Below are 17,808 nucleotides of genomic sequence, written 5' to 3'. Positions count from 1 at the left end.
AGGCGATACGCTGCGGGGCGGGTCCGAAGCCGCAACTTGGATTTGCGACTTCGGACCCCTTCCCGTGCGGCTACGCGGGCGGAAGCTCAGCCACGTAGACCGGGTTGCCGCTGTCCGTCATTCCGCTCTGACGGATGCAGCGATGCTTCTGGAGAAAGCGCAGACAGTCGTGCACCCGCTGCCGGGTGAGCCCCGTCTTGGCCGAGAGCGTCTCCAGCGAGTGGCCGACCTGCCCGGCTTCGGCCAGTGTGGGGAGGATGTAGACGGCCACCGCCCACACATCCTCGGTGATGCTCAGCCGGGCCTTCCACTGTGCGAACAGGTCCTCCGTCCTGAGCCTCAGCTCCCGCTTGTCCGCCTCGGGCTCCGCGCCCGGTCGGCAGCCCAGAGCGTCGAGGATCTGTGACCAGGCCTGCTCGGACCGGTGCAGGGAATCCAGCACCTCCGTATGGAAGCGTTCGGTCCGCATCTCCAGTCGGACGATCGCGTCCATGAGCTCGCTCGGTGGAGCGGGGCGCGAGACCTCGGAGACCTCCAGCGCGTATGAGCCCTCGCGCTGGACGGTGGCGATCACTCTGGACACCCACTGTTTGAAGGGCAGGCACGCGGGCTTGGTGCAGCCGTTCACCAGGAGGATAAGTCCTTCGAGATCGACGAGCTGCAAGTCTCGGCGCCACTCCCTACCTGCGGGAATGCTGAGACTGTGACTTCCAGTCACAGTCTCAAGAGACTCTCGCCGCTCCTCCGGCACATGGTCCAGCAGAGCCTTTCGCGTCGTGGTGTAGCCGAGCTCGCGGCACACATCGGCAGCGGGGAACCAGTGCTCTCCGTTGGGCAAGGTCAACCTTCGGACCCGGGCCCCCGTGGCCGCGTAGACGAAGTCGTTGACGTCCATGGCGTCGTGCCGGGCAGACGGGCCCGGCGGTGTGCTGTGTTTGCGCATCGCGCATCACCTCCACTGACGGACGCTAAACATCACCGCCCATCAATTCCCCCGAATAGGCGGAAGTTCGCTCGATCGGTGGGTAATCCACCAATTCGATGGCGAACCAGGCGCCTGACGGTGACGTGATCGTCTTCGGCGACGGTCGGTTGTCGGTGATGCGGTTCTGGACCACCGAAGCTCCCGGCCGGACGGCTGGGTCTGGCAGGACGAGCGCAATACCCCGGGAACGGGGCAGTAGTCCTGGCCCGTGAAGAACGGTGCGGACGCGGCGGCTGCCCAGTGACGCAAGCTGCGGCAGTTGTGGCGCACCAAGGGCCGGGGTTGTTGAGCTTCCGCTGTGTTTCACGTGAAACGTGCCCTCGAGTGCGGCTCGTCTGCTGGGGCCGGGGTGGATTCATGTGGTGAGTACGGCGACGACCCGGTTGGTCATCTCCTCCTGTGTGGTCAGTGGTGTCGGGGTGTAGGACAGGGCGAAGCGGAGGCCCAGGTCGCGGGTGGCGAACATGCGGGTGCGGTAGCCGGCGGTCTCGCCGGTCTTGCCCCAGAGCGTCATGCCGTTCACGGTGGCCGTCTGGAGGCCCAGGCTGTAGCGGGCGGGGCTGCCGTCCAGCATGCGTACGGAGTCCGGGGGCAGGGTGAAGAGCTTGTCCAGGGCGTGGGGCGGCAGCAACGCGCCGGAGAACAGGGCGTGCTGGAAGCGGAACAGGTCGTCGAGGGTCGAGACCAGCTCGCCTTCGCCCCAGGCGGAGGACTGGTTGTATACGGTGACATCGCACAGTGAGCCGTCGGTCATCCGTAGATAGCCGTGCACATGCGGGCTATGGAGGCGGGGGTCCTGGCCCGGCAGCAGAGTTCTGGTGAGGCCCAGCGGATGCAGGACGCGGGACGCGATGGCCTGGCCGTAGGGGTGGGCGGTCAGCTTCTCGATGAGCAGGGCGAGCAGCACGTAGTTGATGCCGCGGTACTCCTGTTTGGTGCCCGGAGCGAACTTGAGCGGATCATGCGTCACCGTCTCGACCCACTCCCGCGGTGTCCACCGGTCCCATCGGTGCCGCAGGACTGCTTCCGGGGTGCTGTCGTCCGGGATTCCCCGGTGGTCGGGGAGCCCGCTGGTGTGGTTGAGCAGCTGGGCCACGGTGATGCGGCGGGCGAAGGCGGCGGGCAGCAGGTCCGGGACGTAGCGCCCGATGGGGGCGTCGAGCTCCACCCGACCTTCGGCCCACAGCTGGAGGACCACGGTGGCCACGAACGCCTTGGTGACGCTGCCCGCGCGGAACTGGTCGTCCGGGCGCACGGGCCGTCCGCTGTCGATGTCGGCCGTCCCTGCCGTGCCGTACCAGCCGTCTCCCCGGCGGTCGACGCGCAGTTGGGCCGAGGTGGCGGGCGGGTGGGAGAGATCGCTGATCGCGGCCTGGAGGGCGGCGTCGTCGGACGTGGCGCTCGACGCGGTGGTCCTCGTCGTCGCGCGGGCGCCGGTGCTCCCGGCCACGGCCAGCAGCGTTCCGGCCGCGCAACCGCCCATGAGGGTACGTCGGGTCAAGGAAGTCATGGTCAGCCATGCTGCCGAGGTCGCCGCGCCCGGCCATCCGGGATGACCCGCACCCGTACCCCTACCGCACCCGCACGGTGCCCGGACCCGCACCCGCACCCAGGCCCGGATCCTGGCTAGTCCGGCTGGTGCTCCGGACCGCCGTAGTCGGGGCTGGTGTAGTCCGGGCTGCTGTAGCGGGGGCGGGCCTTGGGGCCTTCGCCGTCGGTGCTGAAGCCGGGGCGGCTGTAGCCGAGGTGGGGCGTGCGGCTGATCGCCTCGGGGTTGATCGGGACGTACGCGGAGGGGGACGGGGCCGAGGGGTTGGCCAGGGCCTCGCGGAGGAACGGCAGGATGCCGCGCTCCAGCAGGGCATCGCGCCAGACCTCTCTGGCGCGGTCCACCTCCTCCAGCCGCTCGCTGCGCGCCTCGCCGCGGATCGCGCTGGAGCCGTTGCGCAGTGCGGCCAGGAGGAGTCCGACCGCGGCGATCAGGATGGCCGCGGCGGTCAGCGCGGCGAAGAACCAGCCCGCGGTGATCATCGGCTGGGCGATGGAGGGGGCCGGGTCGAGGACGTTGAGGACGTAGCCGACGATGAGGAAGATGATCGCGGCGGTGCCGGCGAGCACCGGGGCCAGCACCGCGAGCATGGCGACGAGCCCAGCCCCCGCGGCGTCCTGCATCGCACCGGCGAGCCCCACCGTGCCGTCCGGCTGCTCGCGCTCGCCCACGTCCCCGGCGAGCGGGAAGAGCGGCGCGGGCTCGCGCAGTTTGGCGCGTGCCTCGCGGTAGATCTGGTACTCGTCGGCCGCGCATGCCGCTATCGCGGCCGATGCCCCGAGCGCCATCGTGCGCAGCTGCTCGGCAGTGAGCCGCTGCCCGAGACCGCTGAGGTCCGGGCGACGGTCCGCGGTGCGCAGTGCCTCGTCGAGAACCCGCTCGAACTCCGGGCGGTCCTCGGTCAGCAGGTGCGGAGCGCTTTTCATGGTGCATCCCCCGATGCTCCGTAGGGCCGTGACGACCGGCTTTCGCCGGGCAGTCGGGCGGAAACGGAGGAGAGCCTGCGACGGATAAGCCGATGGTAGAGCCGATCCGGCGCGGGGTGACAGCAAGTTTCCCGAATTGCTCCCGCGCCGGTGAAACTCTCTATCTGCCCCGGACAGCGTCCGCTGAATCCTCAGTTCGGCAGGGGAAGTTGAACGACCAGCAGTTTTCCGGCCATCGTGATGCCGCCGTCCATGGCCACGGCGAGATTGTCCGCGTAGACATGCGGGCCCTCGACCGCGGGCGCGCCGCCGTCCTCGCCGTCCTCGGAGCCGACCTCGCCGAGCAGATACGGGATCGGGCTGTGGCCGTGGACGATGCGCTCCCCGCCGTAGGTGTCGAGCAATTCGCGGGCCGCCGTGGGCCCGGCGTCCTCGTCGCGGAAGGCGAACCGCTTGGTGAATTTGCGGAACAGGTCCCAGCACTCGTCGGCGTCGCTGCGCTGAAGCGTCTCGGTGACGGTGTCGTTGACGGCCTCGATCGAGTCGCCGTACTCCAGATAGGCGGTGGTGTCGGAGTGGACCAGCAGATGGCCGTCCTCCTCCGCCATCGCGTCCAGCCGGGACATCCACTGGAGGTGGTGGTCCTCGAGCCGCTCCATATCGCTGCGCTGGCCGCCGTTGAGCAGCCAGGCCGCCTGGAAGGATGCCGTTCCGGCACCGGAGTTGACCGGCGTGTCGCCGAACCGCTTGGCGCCGATCAGCAGCAGCTCGTGATTGCCCATCAGCGCCTTGCAGTAGCCGCCCGCGGCGGCGGCCTCGGCGGAGAGCTGCATGACCAGGTCGATGACGCCGATGCCGTCCGGGCCGCGGTCGGTGAAGTCGCCGAGGAACCACAACCGGGCGTTCCCCGCCGACCAGTTGCCCTTGGCGTCGATCAGGCCCTCGGCGGCGAGCGCCTCGCGCAGCTCCTCGTGGTAGCCGTGGACATCGCCCACGACGTACAGCGGGCCGGGGCCCTCGTCCTGGGCCAGCGGGCCGTCCTCGGGCTCGGGCACCGGGGTGAGCGCCACGGTGGGGCGGTCCTGCGGCGGGACGAGCTGGGTGTCCTTGAGGGTGTGCCCCGGGCCCAGGATCGGGAGCCGCTCGGTCGGGGTGTAATCGGCGGGCAGGGGCGCGGGCGTATCCGGCGCGGGCGCCCCGGGCGCCGGTACGCCAGGGACGGGTGCGCCGGGAGCGGGCGCTGCCGGAGCCGGTGCGCCGGGCGCCGGCCCCTCCGGCGCGGGCACGGGCGCGGGCTCCGGCACGGGCGCGGCGGTGCCCGGCGCGGCGGGCACGGACCCGGGCTCCACGGCTCCGGGCGCGACCAAGCCGGGCGGGGTGTACGCCCCGTACGCGGGCACAGGAGGGATCGCAGCCGTGGTCCCTGCCGTGGCTTCCAGACCGGCCCCCTGAGTCATCGACCCCTCCACCATCACGCCGCCGTGCCACCTTGTGGACCTTGCCTGGTCGACGGCGGTCCGCGGTGTCGTCCGCCCATCATAGGAATGACCGTGAGGGCTTGTGACGCACCAGGGTGCCGTCAATCGCAGCTCGCTCCTGCTTCGTCGGACTTTTATCCCGGATTGGCCCAGTAGGGGAAGCCCATTGGCCTCAGGTCCTCCTCGGGTCATCCTTGAGTCGCCCTCAGGTCAGCCTCCAGCTCGGCTGCGCGGGGCGCTGACCGTCGTACGCGGCGGACGGCGCTGTGAGGACGTCCGCACCATCAATTCGGTGGGTATGACCTGCTCAACGGGCTGGTCGGTGTCAAGGCCCTCGATGGCGTCGATGAGCAACTGGACGACCGCCGTGCCGATCCGGCGGGGTTTGAGTGAGAGGGTCGTGATGGGCGGCTCGGTGGTGCGGTAGACGGTCGATTCGCTACAGCACACCAGTAGCAGATCGTCGGGGACCCGCAGTCCGTAGCGGCGGGCGGCGGCGAGCAGATCGGTGCCGTTGGGGTCGAAGAGGCCGTAGACCGCGTCGGGGCGGTCGGGGCGCGCGAGCAGCCGGTCGGCGGCGACGGCACCGGCACAAGGGTCGTGGGCCGGGTACGCCTCATAGACCGGATCCTGTCCCACCCGTTCGCACCACTGGAGGTACGCCGTGGTGGACAGCCGGGTGTAGGTGTCGGTGGAGGTCCCGGTGAGCAGTCCGATCCGGCGGGCGCCGGCCTCGGCGAGATGGTCGAGCAGTCCCAGCACCGCCGCCTCGTGGTCGTTGTCGACCCAGGCGGTGACGGGCAGGGCGCCGGCGGGGCGGCCGTCGCTGACGACGGGGATGCCCTGGCGCAAGAGCTCGGTGACGACCGGATCGTGGTCGGAGGGGTCGATCACCACGGTGCCGTCGAGGGCGACGTTGGACCACACGTCGTGGCGGGAGGTGGCGGGGAGGATGACGAGGGCGTAGCCGCGGGCCAGCGCGGCGGAGGTGGCGGCCCGCGCCATCTCGGCGAAGTAGGCGAACTCGGTGAAGGTGAAAGGTTCATCCCCGTACGTGGTCACGGTCAGGCCGATGAGGCCGGACTTGCCGGTACGGAGCGTGCGGGCCGCTGCGGACGGGCGATAGCCCAGCCGCTCGGCGACCTCGCGGACATGGCGGCGGGTGGCCTCCGGGAGCCGGCCCTTGCCGTTGAGCGCGTCGGAGACGGTCGTGATGGAGACCCCGGCGGCGGCGGCCACGTCCCGGATGCCCGCCCGCCCTAACCGGCGGCCGGCCGACCGGCTCACCTGGTGCTTCCCTGCTGCTGTCATGGCCAGCCGATAGTAGGGCGCGGGTGGGCGGGTTGCGCGATTCCGCCATCGGTATTCGGAAGGCACGTTTCTGCATGAGCGCCTTCCCCAATTCCCTTGGAAGTGAAGCCAGTTGGGGGTTCAACTGGGCCTCTGATCGCCCCTGGCATATCCATGCCTGGTGATTGATACATGTCTCGAAGAGGTCTCAACTCACCTGCACGGGTGATGCGCGCCACGGCGCTCGCCACCGGCGCGCGGGGAAAAGCGGGGCGCTCCCCCCGGCGGGCACGCGGGCGCCGGGGGCGGGTACGCGGCGGCGCCCGGCGGGTACGCGAGACGGGGGAATCCTCATAAGGTGTGCAGTATTGCCGTGTGCGAACGCTGTGCACGGCCCGGGACAGGATGGGTCGAGGAGGACTGTCGGTGACCGAGAAGAGCCCCAAGCTGCGCGCCGCGCTGGACGGCATTCCGACGTACAAGCCCGGTAAGCCGGCGGCCGCGGGCGGCCCCCAGGCCTTCAAGCTCTCCTCCAACGAGAACCCCTATCCGCCGCTGGCCGGGGTGCTGGAGACCGCCGCGAACGCCGCCGCCTCCTTCAACCGCTATCCGGACCTCGCCTGCACCGCGCTGATCGCCGAGCTGGCGAGCCGCTTCGACGTACCGCTGGAGCATCTGGCCACCGGGACCGGCTCGGTCGGCGTGGCCCAGCAGCTGGTCCAGTCCACGGCGGGGCCGGGCGACGAGGTGATCTACGCCTGGCGGTCCTTCGAGGCATATCCGATCATCACTCAGATCGCCGGCGCGACGTCGGTGCGGGTCCCGCTGAACGACGCCGAGGAGCACGACCTGGAGGCGATGGCGGACGCCATCACCGACCGCACCCGGCTGATTTTCGTCTGTAACCCCAACAATCCGACCAGCACCGTGGTGCGCCGGGCCGCGCTGGAGCGGTTCCTGGAGCGGGTGCCGTCCGATGTGCTGGTGGTGCTGGACGAGGCGTACATCGAGTTCATCCGGGACGAAGCGGTCCCCAACGGGATCGATCTCTATCGGGACCGGCCGAATGTGTGTGTGCTGCGCACCTTCTCCAAGGCGTACGGCCTGGCCGGGCTGCGGGTCGGCTTCGCGATCGCCCATGAGCCGGTGGCGGCGGCGCTGCGCAAGACCGCGGTGCCGTTCGGCGTCAGCCAGCTCGCCCAGGACGCCGCGGTGGCCTCGCTGCGCAGCGAGGACGCGCTGCGGGAGCGGGTGGACGCGCTGGTCACCGAGCGGGGCCGGGTGTGGGAGGCGCTGACCGCCCAGGGGTGGACGGTCCCGGACTCCCAGGCGAACTTCGTCTGGCTGCGGCTGGGGGAGCGCACCGCCGACTTCGGAGCGGCGTGCGAGGCGGCGGGTGTGGTGGTCCGTCCCTTCCCGGGTGAGGGGGTGCGGGTGACCATCGGCGAGCGCGAGGCGAACGAGATCTTCCTGCGGACGGCGGAGGAGTACCGCAAGGAGCTCTGAGGGCCCCGTCGGCAAGGGCCCCGTCGGCAAGGCCCCATGGGCAAGGGGCCCAACGGCCCCTCCGAGAGGTGCGCAGGATACCCATACGTGCCCCATTCGCCCCCTACCACCCCCGGTGGGAGGGGGCGAAGCCATGTGCGTATCATTGCTTGTGAATGTGAATACGTTCACAAGCTCGCTCCGCGGGCAGGCACGACCGTAAGGAGAGATTCAGGTGAATCTGGCTCTGGCGCCGGAGACGCTGGCCCGATGGCAGTTCGGCATCACGACCGTCTACCACTTCCTCTTCGTGCCGCTGACGATCTCTCTCGCCGCGATCACGGCGGGTCTGGAGACGGCCTGGGTCCGCACGGGCAAGGAGAAGTACTTCCACGCCACCAAGTTCTGGGGGAAGCTCTTCCTGATCAACATCGCGATGGGTGTGGTCACCGGCATCGTGCAGGAGTTCCAGTTCGGCATGAACTGGTCGGACTACTCCCGCTTCGTCGGTGATGTCTTCGGCGCTCCGCTCGCGATGGAGGCCCTGCTGGCCTTCTTCTTCGAGTCCACCTTCATAGGTCTGTGGATCTTCGGCTGGGACAAGCTGCCCAAGAAGATCCACTGCGCCTGCATCTGGATCGTCTCGCTCGGCACGATCCTCTCGTCGTACTTCATCCTGGCCGCCAACTCCTGGATGCAGCACCCGACCGGCTACACCATCGACAAGGCCACCGGAAAGGCCCAGCTGACCGACATCTGGGCGGTGCTGACCCAGAACACCACCCTGGTCGTGGTCTTCCACACACTGACCGCGGCCTTCCTCACCGGTGCCGCCTTCATCATCGGGATCTCCTCCTTCCATCTGCTGCGGGCCAAGCGCCGCCAGGAGCGCGGCGAGGAGCTGGGCGAGCGGCGGAAGAAGCAGATCGGGGCGATGCGGGCCTCGCTGCGGGTGGGTCTGGTGGTCGCGGTGATCGCGGGGCTCTCCACGGCGATCAGCGGTGACCAGCTCGGCAAGGTCATGTTCGAGCAGCAGCCGATGAAGATGGCGGCGGCCGAGGCCCTCTGGGACACCCAGGCGCCCGCGCCCTTCTCGGTCTTCGCCGTCGGCGATGTCAGCAAGGGGCACAACAGCGTCGAGCTGGAGGTCCCCGGGGTGCTCTCCTTCCTGGCGCACAGCAACTTCACCGACTCCGTCCCCGGTATCAACGACATCGCCCAGCGGGAGGCCGACGCGTACGGCGGTCAGCCCGATGACTACATCCCCAGCATCTTCATGACCTTCTGGGGCTTCCGGCTGATGATCGGCTTCGGGATGACCTCGTTCGTCGCCGGGCTGATCGGGCTGTGGACGACCCGCCGCAAGCGGTGGCTGGCGCCCGCGTTCCGCACCGGCGAGTACGAGGTGCCCCGGCTCATGCTCACCAAGAAGCGCGAGATGAGCCCGCTGCTGTCCACCTGGTCCTGGCGGATCGGCATCCTCACCATGGGCTTTCCGCTGATCGCCAACTCCTTTGGCTGGATCTTCACCGAGATGGGCCGGCAGCCGTGGGTGGTCTACGGGCTGATGAAGACCGCCGACGCGGTCTCCCCCGGCGTCAGCCGGGCCGAGGTGCTGATCTCGCTCGGCGTCTTCACGCTGCTGTACGGGGTGCTCGCGGTGATCGAGGTGCGGCTGCTGACCAAGTACGCCAAGGCCGGACCGGACACCGACGAGAAGCCGCCCGCCAAGGACCCGAAGCTGCGGCTGCCGTCGAGCGGCCCGGGGGGCCGGGGCGGTCCGGGGGGTCCTGACAGTCCGGACGGCGGGGCCTCCGCCGAGGACGAGGACGCCGACAAGCCGCTGACCTTCGCGTACTGACGGCCGGAGAGGATCATGCACCTTCACGACTTCTGGTTCCTGCTGATCGCCTTCCTGTGGACGGGCTACTTCTTCCTGGAGGGCTTCGACTTCGGCATCGGCGTACTGACCAAGCTGCTCGCCCGCGACCGCACCGAGCGCCGGGTCCTGATCAACACGATCGGGCCGGTGTGGGACGGCAACGAGGTCTGGCTGATCACGGCGGCCGGGGCGACCTTCGCCGCGTTCCCCGACTGGTACGCGGCGCTCTTCAGCGGCTTCTATCTGCCGCTGCTGGCCATCCTGGTCTGCCTGATCCTGCGCGGTGTCGCCTTCGAGTACCGGCACAAGCGCCCCGAGGACCGCTGGCAGCGCAACTGGGAGCATGCGATCTTCTGGTGCTCGCTGTTGCCCGCGTTCCTCTGGGGAGCGATCTTCGCCAATCTGGTGCACGGGGTGCCGATCGGCCGGGACGGCAACTACGCGGGCGGTCTGTCGGATCTGCTCACGCCGTACGCCCTGCTGGGCGGTGCGGTCACGCTGGTGCTGTTCACCTTCCACGGCGCCGTCTTCGCCGCGCTCAAGACGGACGGGGACATCCGGACGCGGGCGCGCCGGTGCGCGGCCCGGCTCGGGCCGGCCACCGTCGTGGTCGCGGTGCCGTTCCTGCTCTGGACGCAGGGCGACAGCGGGAACGTCCGGAGCCTGGTGGCGGTCGTCATCGCCGTCGTGGCGCTGGCCGCGGCGCTGATCATGAACCAGCGGGGGCGTGAGGGCTGGGCGTTCGGGCTGTCCGGGGTGGCCATCGCGGCGGCCGTCGGGATGCTCTTCCTGGCGCTCTTCCCCGACGTCATGCCCTCCTCGCTGGACCCGGCGTGGAGCCTGACGGCGGCGAACGCCGCCTCCAGCCCTTATCCGCTCAAGATCATGACATGGGTCGGCGTCATCATGATGCCGCTGATCATGGCCTACCAGGCGTGGACGTACTGGGTCTTCCGTAAGCGCATCGGCACCCGGCACATCCCCGCCGCCCACTGACACGGGTGCGGTGTTTCACGTGAAACCAATCGATCCTCGGCTGCTGCGGTACGCACGGGCCACCCGCTTCTTCCTCGCCGCCTCCGTGGCGCTGGGCCTGGCCGGAGCGGGGCTGGTCATCGCGCAGGCGATGCTGATCGCCGAGATCGTGGTGGGCGCCTTCCAGCGGGGCGACGGCGTGACGGCGCTGACGCTTCCGCTGGGGCTGCTGGCGCTGGTCGCCGTCGGCCGGGCGGTCGTCTCCTGGCTGACCGAGCTGGCTGCCCATCGGGCCGGTGCGGCGGTCAAGTCGGAGCTGCGGCTGCGGCTGCTGGAGCGGGCCGTACGGCTGGGGCCGAGCTGGCTGGACTCCCAGCGGACCGGTGAACTCACCACCCTCGCCACCCGTGGCATCGATGCGCTGGACGACTACTTCGCGCGCTATCTGCCCCAGTTGGGGCTGGCCGTGGTGGTGCCGGTGGCGGTGCTCGCCCGGATCGTCACCGCGGACTGGATCTCCGCGCTGATCATCGTCGTCACGCTGCCGCTGATTCCGCTGTTCATGATGCTCATCGGCTGGGCCACCCAGTCCCGGATGGACCGTCAGTGGCGGCTGCTGTCCCGGCTGTCCGGGCACTTCCTCGATGTCGTGGCCGGACTGCCCACCCTCAAGGTCTTCGGCCGGGCCAAGGCCCAGGCCGCCTCGATCCGCGCGATCACGGGCGACTACCGGCGGGCCACGCTCAAGACGCTGCGGCTGGCCTTTCTGTCCTCCCTGGCCCTGGAGCTGCTCTCCACGGTGTCGGTCGCGCTGGTCGCGGTCGACATCGGGATGCGGCTGGTGCACGGCGAGATGGACCTCTTCACCGGGCTGGTGGTGCTGGTCCTCGCCCCCGAGGCGTATCTGCCGCTGCGGCAGGTGGGCGCGCAGTACCACGCGGCGGCGGAGGGGCTGACGGCGGCGGACGAGGTCTTCGAGGTGCTGGAGCGCGAGCCCTCGGGGGCGGGCGGCTCGCCCGCCCCCGACGCCCGGGGTGCCGGGCTGGCGCTGGACGGGCTGGTGGTCCGCCACCCCGGACGCACCGAACCGTCCCTCGCCCGGACCTCGTGCGAGATCCGCCCCGGGGAGACGGTCGCCGTCGTGGGCCCCAGCGGCGCCGGGAAGTCGACCCTGCTGAACGCCGTGCTGGGCTTCGCGGCGCCGCACGAGGGCCGGGTGCTGATCGGGGACCGGGACCTGGCCTCCCTGGACCCCGAGAGCTGGCGGCGTCAGATCGCCTGGGTGCCCCAGCACCCGTACCTCTTCGCCGGGACGATCGCGGAGAACGTCCGGCTGGCCCGGCCGGACGCCGACGGCGAGGCGGTGCGGGCCGCACTGCGGGACGCGGACGCGCTGGGTTTCGTCTCCGCGCTGCCGGACGGGATCGAGACCCGGCTGGGCGAGATGGGCGCCGGGCTCTCCGCGGGCCAGCGGCAGCGGATCGCCCTGGCCCGCGCCTTCCTGGCCGACCGCCCGGTGCTCCTCCTGGATGAGCCGACGGCGAACCTGGACGGCGAGACGGAGGCGTCTGTCGTCGAGGCGGTGCGCCGGCTCGCCGAGGGCCGCACGGTCCTCCTGGTCGTCCACCGCCCGGCGCTGCTGCCGCTGGCTGATCGGGTGCTGCGTTTGCCGGGGGCGGGGTTGGGTTCCGGGCCGGGTTCGGGGGCGGGTTCGGGCCGGGGGGCCGGGGACGCCGCTCCTGGTGGGCCGGCCGCCCTGCCTGCGATGGGGCGTGCGTTGGCGGTGGGCGGCGTCCGCCCGGGGCCGACGGTCGCTCTCCGGTCCGCGCACGACGGGGACGGCGTCCGTCGGTCCGTCGCGTATGCGGACAGGCCTCTGGGTGCCGAGGCGCGCGCCTCCGCGTCAGGGGTGGGTGCGGAGGCGCGGTCCGGCTCCGGGGCGGGCGGTTCTGGTGGGCTGTCCCCGCTGCCCGTGGATCAGCCTGCCTCGGTGGTGGACGTCGCGCGCGCGGCCGGGCGCCCGCGCGCGGGGGCGCGCGAGTCCACGCAGGAGGCGGCCGCGGGCGTGGAGCGGACGCCCGCCGCGCATGAGCCGACGGCGGACGCCGGAGCCGGTGGGCTGTTGGGCGAGGTGCGGTACGGGCCGGACGGTACGGGCTTGAGCGCGTCGGGTGGCCCGGCGGCGTCGCATGGCGTGGCCGTGTCGCACGGCTCGGCCGTGCCGTATGGCTCGGCCACGCGTCCCCGCCGGGGCGCTTTGGCGCGGGTGCGCGGGGCCGCGCGCGGGAGTCGGGGGCGGTTCGGGCTGGCGTTGTTGCTCGGGAGCCTCGCTCTGCTGAGTGCCGTCGGGCTGATGGCCGTCTCCGGGTGGCTGATCTCGCGGGCCGCGCAGCAGCCCCCGGTGCTCTATCTGATGGTGGCGGTCACCGCGACCCGGGCGTTCGGGATCGGCCGGGCCGTCTTCCGCTACGCCGAGCGCCTGGTCTCGCACGACGCCGTGCTGCGGGTGCTGGCCGAGCTGAGGGTCGCCGTCTACCGGAGGCTGGAGCGGCTGGCGCCCGCCGGGCTCGGCCGGACGCGCCGCGGCGATCTGCTCTCCCGGCTGGTGGCCGATGTGGACACCGTGCAGGACTACTTCCTGCGCTGGCTGCTGCCGGTCGGCACCGCGCTGACCGTCGGCGCGGCCTCGGTGGGCTTCCTCACCTGGGTGCTGCCCGAGGCCGGGGCCGTGCTGGCGGCGGGGCTGCTGGTGGCGGGGGTCGTGGTGCCCGCTGTGTCCGGGGCGCTCGCGCGGCGCGCGGAGCGGCGGCTGGCACCGGCGCGCGGTGCCCTGTCGGCGCAGGTCGTGGATCTGCTCGCGGGGGCCGCCGAGCTGACCGTCGCGGGCGCGCTGCCGCGCCGGCTGGACGCGGTGCGCCGGGCCGACGGGGTGCTCACCCGGATCGCCCGGCGGACGGCGGCCGCCGCCGGTACGGGTGCCGGGCTGTCAGCGCTGGTCTGCGGTCTTACCGTGGCGGCCGCGGCGTGGGTGGGGGTACCGGCCGTGGCGGACGGCCGGATCCACGGGGTGTGGCTGGCGGTCGTGGTGCTGACCCCGCTCGCCGCCTTCGAGGCCGTCGCGGGGCTGCCGCTCGCGGTGCAGCACCGGCAGCGGGTGCGGCGGGCCGCGGAGCGGGTGTACGAGGTGCTGGACGAGCCGCTGCCGGTGCGCGAGCCGGACGAGGCGGGGCGGGAGCCGGACGAGGTGGGGCGCGAGACGGATGAGGCGGGGCGCGAGGAGGCGCCGAGCGCGCCGTATCCGCTGGTGCTGCGCGGGATCACCGCCCGCCACCCGGGTCAGTCCGTCCCCGCCCTGGACGGGTTCGGGCTGGAGCTGCGCCCGGGCCGCCGGGTCGCGGTCGTCGGCCCGTCGGGGGCGGGCAAGACCACCCTCGCCCAGGTGCTGCTCCGCTTCCTGGACACCGAGGGCGGTACGTACACCCTGGCGGGCCGGAACGCTGCCGCCCTGGACGGGGACGCGGTACGGCGGCTGGTCGGCCTCTGCGCCCAGGACGCCCATGTCTTCGACAGCTCGCTGCGCGAGAACCTGCGGCTGGCGCGCCCCGGCGCGAGCGACGACGAGCTGCGCGCGGCGCTGGCCGCGGCCCGGCTGCTGGACTGGGTGGACGGGCTGCCGGACGGCCTGGACACGATGGTCGGCGAGCAGGGCGCACGGCTGTCCGGCGGTCAGCGGCAGCGGCTGGCACTGGCCCGGGCGCTGCTGGCGGACTTCCCGGTGCTGGTCCTGGACGAGCCCGCCGAGCACCTGGACCTGCCCACGGCCGACGCCCTGACGGCCGACTTGCTGTCGGCGACCCGGGGGCGCACCACCGTCCTGATCACCCACCGGCTGGCGGGCCTGGACGCGGTGGACGAGGTGATCGTCCTCGATGGCGGACGCGCCGTCCAGCGCGGGACGTACGCGGAACTTGCCTCGGTCGCGGGTCCGTTCCGCCGGATGCTGGAGCGCGAGGCGGTGGAGGGCGGAGTCCTGGTGGGTGCGGGGTAGCGGGGCGCCTGCGGCGGGCTGCTCCCCTCCCCGCCCCTTCCCACAACTGGGGCTCCGCCCCAGTCCCCGGCGGTCCAGGGGCGAAGCCGCATATCGACGCTGCGGGAAGAGGCGGTGAGGGGAGCAAGATCCGCTGGACCCTCGGTAGGGCCCGTCCGGCGGATCCTCGCGGGGCGCTCACGACAGGGCGTTTACCTGCGGGATTCATTAGGCTCGACGCATGGCGGCCGCTGCCCCCTCCCCCGATCCCCTGGATGTGGCCGCGGAGGCGACCCGCGGTCTGCGGGGGCTGTCCACCGAGCTCACGGCGCGGCTGCCGCGACTGCTGGAGGCTATGCGCTCGCTCGGCACCGGGCCGGACGCGCACACCGTCCTCGACCGGATCGTCCGTACCGCGGCCGAGCTGGTGGGCGCGCGCCGTGCCGCGATCGGGGTGCACCACAGCGACGGCGACGCCGCCGCGGGCCAGGGGCTGGCCGATGTGGTCACGTACGGCGTGACAGAGGCCGACCGGGAGCGGTGCGCGGAACTGCTCGCCGACGCACGCCGCACCGGAAAGCCCTCGGCCGCCGAGCCGCCCGGCCCGTCCCAGCAGTCGGGCTCGTATCTCACCGTTCCGCTGCGCGTCGGTGAGGAGATCTTCGGCATCCTCTGCCTCGCCGAGAAGCGGGACGGCGGTCCGTTCACCGAATCCGATCGGCATCTGGTCGAGGTGCTGGCGACCGAGGCGGGGATCGCCATCGGGCACACCCGCGTCCAGGGGGCCACCCGGCAGCGCGAGCGCTGGATCGAGGGGTCGGTGGCCGTCACCCAGGCGGTGCTGTCCGGCGGCGCCGGGGATGGACCGGCCGTGGTCGCCGAGAAGGCCCGGGAGCTCGCGGACGCGGCGGTGGGGATCGTGCTGCTGCCGGAGGACGGCGGTGACGGGCTGAAGGCCGTGGCGGTGGCCGCCGATGAGCGGTCCGGGCTGCTCGGCGCGGTGCTTCCGGCCCGCTCCCCGGCCGTGCCGAGGCTGCTGGCCGGGCAGCCGGTCCTCATCGAGGACCCGGCCGCCGACCCGCTGCTCGGCACCGGCGTCCCCGGGCGCTACGGACCGAGCATGATGGTGCCGCTGAGCAGCGGGGACCGGGTGCTCGGCGTGCTGGCCACCGCGCGGGAGCGCGACGCCGACCCGTTCACCGCGGCCGAGCGCACCCTGGCCGCCCAGTTCGCGGCGCAGGCGGCGGTCGCGCTGGTGCTCGCCGAGGCGCAGCGCGACCGGGAGCGGCTCGCGGTCCTCGAGGAGCGCGACCGGATCGCCCGCGACCTCCACGACCTCGTCGTCCAGCGGCTCTTCGCGACCGGGATGCTGCTGGAGAGCGCGGAGCGCCAGTCGGACGCGCCGGAGGTACGGGAGCGGATCGAGCGGGCCGTCGAAGAACTGGGCGCCACCATTCAGGAGGTACGGACGGCGATCTTCGCGTTGCAGCAGACCCCGCCCGAGACGCCACCCGGGCTGCGCGGCCGGGTGCTGCGGGAGGTCAGGGCCGCCGCCGTGCCGCTGGGCTTCCAGCCGTCGCTGACCTTCTTGGGCCCGGTGGACGACCTGGTCGTGTCGGTGACCGGCGCCCATCTCGTCGCGGCGCTGCGCGAATCGCTGTCCAACGCGTTCCGGCATGCCAGGGCCGAGCGGATCGAGGTGGTCGTGGACACCACCGCCCGGCTCGCGGACGGGCGCCCGGCGGTCCGGCTGACCGTCGCGGACGACGGGGTGGGCGTGCCCGCGGACGGTCGGCGCAGTGGTCTGGCCAACCTGGTACGGCGGGCCGAGGCGCTGGGCGGATCGAGCACCTTCGGCCCCGGCCTCGGGGAGGACGGCCGCGGCACGACAGTGGCGTGGGAGGCACCCCTGCCGAGCGAGGACGCCTGACGGCCGTTACCGAGTGAGGGGCCTGAGGCGCCACTGGCGGGGCCGGGGGGCCTCATGCCCGCCAACCGTGAGAGGTCTGGGGCCTGTTGCCGAGCGAAGGTGCTTTACGGACCGCTGCCGGGCCGGGGGCCTGACCGGCCGGGGCCTGACCGGGCGGTGGCCGGGCCAAGGGCTCGACACGGCGCTGGGCCGGTGACAGGGCGTCGTGGCGCGGGGGTTGTCGCCCGCCCGGCCCAACCGCTCACCTACGCGGTCCAACTATCGGCTTGTCAGAGTGCGGATCACTTTAACCGTGGGTGAGATGAGGCTCGCGGGCCGCTCGGTCCTTCGTATCCCTTCGCACTCCGCGACAGCTTGTTGGCCCGACGCGGGGAAGGAAGTCATGACGTGAACAGCCAGAGCCCTACTCCTCATCGTTCCCGGGCGCGCCGCCGGGTCCTCTTCGCCTCCGTCGCGACGGCGGCGGCTCTGTCCAGCCAGCTGCTGACCATGTCGCCCGCCGCCTCGGCGGATGACCCCGCCGGGTTCGGCCGTCCCAAGCCGCCCAAGCCGCCGACCGTTCTCCACGGGGTGCAGGAGTTCACCGCGGACGGCACCTTCACGCCGCCCCCGGGAGTCACCTCGGTGCACATCCAGGCTTGGGGTGCGGGCGGTGGCGGTGGCGGCGGTGGTGGCGGCAGCAGCGCCGCCGTGGGCGGCACTGGCGGTGGCGGCGGGTCCGGCGGCTTCACCTGGTGCGTCATCTCGGTCGTGCCGTTCGCCACCTACACGGTGGACCTGGGTACCGGCGGCACCGCCGGTACCGGTGGTCCCGGTGGCACCACGACCGGCACCGCGGGTACGACCGGCGGCAACGGCACCTCGACGACCCTGGCCTCCACCAGCGGTAACCAGCTCACCGCCACGGGTGGCACCGGCGGTGGCGGCGGTGGCGGCGCCACGACCGCCCCGGGTACGCCGGGCGCCGGCGGTATCGGCGGCACGGGTAGTAGCTGCAACAGCATCTACGCGGTCAACCGGACCGGCGAGAACGGCGAGTCCGGCGCGCTCGGCGGCGAGGGCGGCGACGCGGTCGACGGCATCGTGCAGCTGCCCCCGACGAACACCAGCGAGGGCGGTAACGGCGGCGCCGGCGGCGGCGCGGGCGGTGGCACCGCCCCGGGCGGCACGGGCAGCAACGGCACCGCGGGCGGCAACGGGTACGCCGTCATCTTCTGGTAAGCCGACTCCGGTCGGACACGAACGCCCCCGGCCCCGCGGCCGGGGGCGTTCGCGGTGCCG

General features: G+C 72.1%; 11 protein-coding genes. 6 read left to right on the top strand and 5 right to left on the bottom strand.

Translation table 11 applies throughout. The features are described from left to right. Window positions 1-70: 70 nt before the first annotated feature. The 5 genes from ACT2CW_RS03225 to ACT2CW_RS03205 all read right to left on the bottom strand — a co-directional run bounded on the left by ACT2CW_RS03225 (window position 71) and on the right by ACT2CW_RS03205 (window position 6,249). Window positions 71-895: a BRO-N domain-containing protein gene (locus ACT2CW_RS03225; RefSeq protein ID WP_414081728.1), complete on the bottom strand. Its 825-nt coding sequence runs from the start codon at window positions 893-895 to the stop codon at window positions 71-73. A gap of 445 nt (window positions 896-1,340) precedes the next feature. Beyond that, on the bottom strand, window positions 1,341-2,495 hold the full coding sequence (locus tag ACT2CW_RS03220) for a serine hydrolase domain-containing protein (protein WP_445515419.1): 1,155 nt from the start codon (window positions 2,493-2,495) through the stop codon (window positions 1,341-1,343). Window positions 2,496-2,611: 116 nt separating this feature from the next. After that, the gene (locus ACT2CW_RS03215; protein WP_445515418.1) at window positions 2,612-3,460 is read right to left on the bottom strand and encodes a hypothetical protein; all 849 of its coding nucleotides are present in this window, start codon (window positions 3,458-3,460) and stop codon (window positions 2,612-2,614) included. A 191-nt stretch (window positions 3,461-3,651) separates the two neighbouring features. Then, a complete protein-coding gene (locus ACT2CW_RS03210; protein ID WP_445515417.1) occupies window positions 3,652-4,917 on the bottom strand; it encodes a metallophosphoesterase in 1,266 nt (421 codons plus the stop codon). Between the two features lie 231 nt (window positions 4,918-5,148). Beyond that, entirely contained in the window at window positions 5,149-6,249 is a 1,101-nt protein-coding gene (locus ACT2CW_RS03205; RefSeq protein ID WP_138914833.1) for a LacI family DNA-binding transcriptional regulator, read from the bottom strand. Between the two features lie 405 nt (window positions 6,250-6,654). Between ACT2CW_RS03205 and hisC the strand changes: the two genes are divergently transcribed. From hisC to ACT2CW_RS03175, 6 genes are all read left to right on the top strand, one after another. Continuing rightward, window positions 6,655-7,734, top strand: coding sequence for a histidinol-phosphate transaminase (gene hisC / locus ACT2CW_RS03200; RefSeq protein ID WP_325118881.1), 1,080 nt, complete (start codon window positions 6,655-6,657; stop codon window positions 7,732-7,734). A gap of 214 nt (window positions 7,735-7,948) precedes the next feature. Then, window positions 7,949-9,574 carry a cytochrome ubiquinol oxidase subunit I gene (locus ACT2CW_RS03195; protein ID WP_445515416.1) on the top strand — a complete coding sequence of 542 codons (1,626 nt, stop codon included), beginning with the start codon at window positions 7,949-7,951 and terminating at the stop codon, window positions 9,572-9,574. 15 nt (window positions 9,575-9,589) lie between these two features. After that, on the top strand, window positions 9,590-10,591 hold the full coding sequence (gene cydB / locus ACT2CW_RS03190; protein WP_445515415.1) for a cytochrome d ubiquinol oxidase subunit II: 1,002 nt from the start codon (window positions 9,590-9,592) through the stop codon (window positions 10,589-10,591). Between the two features lie 19 nt (window positions 10,592-10,610). Continuing rightward, window positions 10,611-14,618: a thiol reductant ABC exporter subunit CydD gene (gene cydD, locus ACT2CW_RS03185; RefSeq protein WP_445515414.1), complete on the top strand. Its 4,008-nt coding sequence runs from the start codon at window positions 10,611-10,613 to the stop codon at window positions 14,616-14,618. Between the two features lie 220 nt (window positions 14,619-14,838). Further along, window positions 14,839-16,527 carry a sensor histidine kinase gene (locus tag ACT2CW_RS03180; RefSeq protein ID WP_445515413.1) on the top strand — a complete coding sequence of 563 codons (1,689 nt, stop codon included), beginning with the start codon at window positions 14,839-14,841 and terminating at the stop codon, window positions 16,525-16,527. A gap of 387 nt (window positions 16,528-16,914) precedes the next feature. After that, a complete protein-coding gene (locus ACT2CW_RS03175; protein ID WP_445515412.1) occupies window positions 16,915-17,748 on the top strand; it encodes a hypothetical protein in 834 nt (277 codons plus the stop codon). The last annotated feature ends 60 nt before the right edge of the window (window positions 17,749-17,808 follow it).

The organism is Streptomyces sp. NEAU-174, assembly GCF_052665095.1.
The sequence above is the reverse complement of the archived record's forward strand: the minus strand, read 5'-3'. Positions and strand labels throughout refer to the sequence as shown.